At 68.1% G+C, this 3,914-nt stretch carries 6 protein-coding genes; all 6 read right to left on the minus strand.

Annotated elements, in window-relative coordinates:
- Window positions 1-843: DUF6779 domain-containing protein (locus tag WAN02_RS29280; RefSeq protein WP_422268888.1), on the minus strand; the 843-nt coding region annotated here is incomplete at its 3' end.
- Window positions 844-930: 87 nt separating this feature from the next.
- Window positions 931-1,407: a DUF3180 domain-containing protein gene (locus WAN02_RS29285; RefSeq protein WP_422268889.1), complete on the minus strand. Its 477-nt coding sequence runs from the start codon at window positions 1,405-1,407 to the stop codon at window positions 931-933.
- Window positions 1,407-1,949: a 2-amino-4-hydroxy-6-hydroxymethyldihydropteridine diphosphokinase gene (gene folK, locus WAN02_RS29290; RefSeq protein ID WP_422268890.1), complete on the minus strand. Its 543-nt coding sequence runs from the start codon at window positions 1,947-1,949 to the stop codon at window positions 1,407-1,409. Before folK ends, WAN02_RS29285 begins: the two co-directional genes overlap by 1 nt.
- Window positions 1,946-2,347: a dihydroneopterin aldolase gene (gene folB / locus WAN02_RS29295; protein ID WP_422268891.1), complete on the minus strand. Its 402-nt coding sequence runs from the start codon at window positions 2,345-2,347 to the stop codon at window positions 1,946-1,948. The genes folK and folB overlap by 4 nt, the downstream gene beginning before the upstream one ends.
- The gene (gene folP / locus WAN02_RS29300) at window positions 2,340-3,182 is read right to left on the minus strand and encodes a dihydropteroate synthase (protein WP_422268892.1); all 843 of its coding nucleotides are present in this window, start codon (window positions 3,180-3,182) and stop codon (window positions 2,340-2,342) included. Before folP ends, folB begins: the two co-directional genes overlap by 8 nt.
- Window positions 3,179-3,787, minus strand: coding sequence for a GTP cyclohydrolase I FolE (gene folE / locus WAN02_RS29305; RefSeq protein WP_422268893.1), 609 nt, complete (start codon window positions 3,785-3,787; stop codon window positions 3,179-3,181). The genes folP and folE overlap by 4 nt, the downstream gene beginning before the upstream one ends.
- Between the last annotated feature and the right edge of the window lie 127 nt (window positions 3,788-3,914).

Genomic DNA, 3,914 nt, shown 5'->3' on the forward strand with positions numbered 1-3,914 from the left:
GCCTTGACCTTCCTGCGGACGCTCGGCCGCGGGTGCAGGTGGCGCCGGCGCGGCCCACGCGCCCGACTGTCCGGCGTCGTCGCTCTGGCGCCAATGGACGCCGCGTTCTGGCTCCGGTGCCTGCTGCGCCTCGGGCGCCCGGTTTTGCCGTGGCGCCGGATACGCCTCGGCGGGCGGCTGCTGCTGGGCGTATGCCTGCTGATAGCTCTCCGCCGCCTGCTGCCTTGGCGGAGTAGGAACCAGCGGCTCCTCGTGCACGTCGATGATCGAGTCGTCGGTGCGCCGGGACGGCTCTTCGGCCCGCACCGACGCGACCCGGTTGATCCGCTCGCGGGCGCTCTCGTTGTCGCGGTCCCATTCGCTGTAGCCCCGTACGGGCTTGCGTTCACTCTCCAGCGCCGGGCGCTCGCTGAGCTCGGCGTCGAACAGAATCTCCAGGTTGGTGCGCAGCGCGGCCAGCTCTGCCCGCAGCTCCGACACCTCGTCGGAAGCCTGTGCGCGCAACTCGCTGGCCAGCTCTCGGCGCAACTGGGATTCGACGGTGAGCTCATACTCGCGGCGCGCGGAGATCTCCCGGTCCAGTTGCAGGTCGTAGACCAGCTTCAGGTCCCGCGCCCGGGCCTGATCCACGTCGCTTTGCCGCCGGTAGATCACCGAGACGAACGCCGCGACGACGGCGGCCCACAAAGCGAGGATCACGGCGAACTTGAGGAGCTCCACCTTGCTGGTAAAAACCAGCGCAGAACTGGCACCGATTGCCAAGACCAGCAACGTGGTCAACAGCACCCAACCCGGTCTGCGGCCGCCGCGCCGCACCCGGGCGCCGCGGGACAGATCGGTCATGGCCCAAATGTACCGGCCCGAGCTCACTCCGCGTGTCGCCGTGCTCCGGCGTTTCTCACCTGGACTAATCGGCCGTAGCGGCCCGAGCTAACCCTCCGCGCCCTCACCGTTCTCGGTCGGATCCGCTGGCGATTTGCAGCAGTGTTGCAACCACAGCCCAGCAATCACCAGAGCCAGCGCGCTGAGGGCCGCGACCGCCGTCCCGACAGTGTCTTCGCTCGCCACCCTGAGCCATGACCGCCGGGGCACGATGTACACCAGCACGCCGACCCACCAGCCCAGCGCCAGCGCTCCTACCCAGGCCGACGCCTTGGCGACGACCAGGCTGCGCGCCACCGCGAGGGGGTGCAGCCAACCGGGTCCGTCGCCGATCTCACCGTCGCCGATCTTGGTTCGCACGTAGCGCGCCCACCCGGCCTCGGCCACGCCGACCACAAACAGCGACAGACCCGTCCAGATCGTGATCGGCGGAAACCACCGGTAGAGCAGCACAACAAGCAGGTATCCCGCCGCCGCCGTGCCGAGCACCGCGGCGGTCAGGTCCCGTTTCCGGGTGGGGCCCATCAGCTTTCCGACGCGCGCGGCTCGAGCACCACATCGGTGGGCCGGACGCCGGAGCGATCGGCCGCATCCAGCTCGGTGAGCAGCTTGGCCACCAACTGCTTCTCGCCCGCCACCGTCAACGTCGCGTGGGGGTCCACGGCAAGCCACGGAATCAGCACGAACGCGCGCAGGTGGGCCAGCGGATGCGGCAGGGTCAGGCCGTCGTCCAGGGAGAACAGCTCGCCATCCCCATCCAGCGACGTCAGATAGCAGCTGACCAGGTCGACGTCGAGGGTCCGCGGGCCCCACCGCTGCCCACGCACGCGATCCGCGGCGACCTCCATTTCCTGGGCGAGGCGCAACCAGCCGTGTCCGTCGAGGGTCGGGTCGTCGGCGATCAGCACCGCGTTGAGAAACGGGCCCTGCTCGACGCCGCCCCAGGCCGCCGTCTCGTACACCGGGGACACCGCCTGCACGGTGTCCCCCAACCGGTCGAGCACCGACTGAAGCCGGGCCTGACGGTCGCCGAGGTTCGAGCCGATGGACAAGACGACGCGGGTCATAGGGCACCTCCCGCCGGGACCACCTGACCCCGTCCGCCGCGCCGTGACCGGCGGGCCACCACGGCTACATCGTCGAAGCTCTGCGGAATCGGAGCTTGCGGCTTGTGCACTGTCACCTCCGCTGCGTGCACTCGTGTGTCTTGCATGATGTCCTCGGCGATCTCGCCGGCGACAGTTTCGATCAAATTGCGGGCCGGGCCGGCGATGACGGCGGCCGCACGCTCGGCCAGCACGCCGTAGTCGTAGGTGTCGGCCAGGTCGTCGCTGGCCGCCGCGTCCGCCAGGTCGATCCAGACGGTGACGTCGACGACGAAATCCTGTCCGCTGGCGCGCTCATGGTCGAATACTCCATGGTGGCCGCGAACGGTCAAGCCGCGCAACTCGATTCGATCAGCCATCGGATCCTACCGCCCCCGCTCGCGTCCACGCCTCGACGACTTTGACGGCATCGACCGATGCTCGCACATCATGTACCCGCACTCCCCACGCGCCATGCAACGCGGCCAGCGCCGACACCACCGCGGTTGCCGTCTCACGGCCATCCGGCGGCCGCGCCGCACCGTCCGGGCCAGCCAACAGGCTACCGAGAAAGCGCTTGCGCGACGCTCCGACCAGCACCGGGATGCCACTGGCCACCAACTCCGGCAGCGCGTGCAGCAACGCCCAATTATCTTGGCCGGACTTGGCGAATCCCAGACCGGGGTCGACGATCAGCCTCGACGGGTTGACTCCTGCGGCGACCGCCCCCTCGACGCAGGCCATGAGTTCGGCGCGTACTTCGGCCACCACGTCGCGATATGCCGGCAACTGATGTGGCCGATCGGTCGATACCGAACGCCAGTGCATCAACACCCACGGCACATCGGCCTCAACGAGTAGACCCGCCATGGCGGCGTCCGCGCGCCCGCCCGACACGTCGTTGACCATCGATGCGCCACTTTCCAGCGCGGCACGCGCCACGCCAGCGTGCATCGTGTCGACGCTGACGGTAATTCCTTGTGATGCAAGCTCTTTGACGACGGGGACAACACGAGCCGTCTCGACTCGCGGATCGACGCGGACCGCACCCGGGCGAGTCGACTCGCCCCCGACGTCGATGATCGACGCCCCCTCGGCGGCCAACGCCAGGCCCTGCTCGACGGCACGATCAGCATCGAGATAATGCCCGCCATCCGAGAACGAGTCGTCGGTGACGTTCACCACCCCCATGACTTGGACGTGCGTCGTGCTCACTTGCGCAGGATCAGTTCGAGCGCCTCGGCTCGAAGTGCGTTGTCGGACTTGAACTGGCCACGCACGGCCGATGTCGTGGTGACGGCGCCTGGTTTGCGGACGCCGCGCATGGACATGCAGAGATGTTCGGCTTCCACGATGACCATGACTCCACGCGGGTCCAGTTTGCGCATCAGGGCATCGGCGATCTGCGCGGTGAGCCGCTCCTGGATTTGCGGCCGCTTGGCGTACAGGTCGACCAGCCGGGCGATCTTGGACAAACCCGTGACCCGTCCGTCGTGGCCGGGGATGTAGCCGACATGAGCAACACCGTGAAATGCGACGAGATGGTGCTCGCAGGTGGAATACAGCGGGATCTCTTTGACCAACACCAACTCATCGTGTTGTTCGTCAAAAGTCGTGTCCAGCACGGTATCCGGATCGGTGTACAGGCCGGCGAACATCTCCTGGTAGCTGCGGGCGACGCGCGCCGGCGTGTCCACCAACCCGTGCCGGTCCGGGTCTTCTCCGATCGCATAGAGCAACTCGCGGACAGCCGCTTCGGCGCGCGGTTGGTCGAAGACTCGTCCGTTCAGGGTCGCGGAGTGAGAATTCGGCCGCACCATCGCAGAACTCCGTTCGTGTCAGCCGTGTGTCGACGGGTTGGAGGGGCTCGGGTCGCTACCAGGAGGGTCGGCGGGCCGGCCTGCCTCCGGTGCCGGTGCACCGGGCGGCGGATACGGCGGGTAGGGC

Origin of the sequence: Mycobacterium sp. (assembly GCF_049281135.1) — a bacterium.
GTDB lineage: Bacteria > Actinomycetota > Actinomycetes > Mycobacteriales > Mycobacteriaceae > Mycobacterium.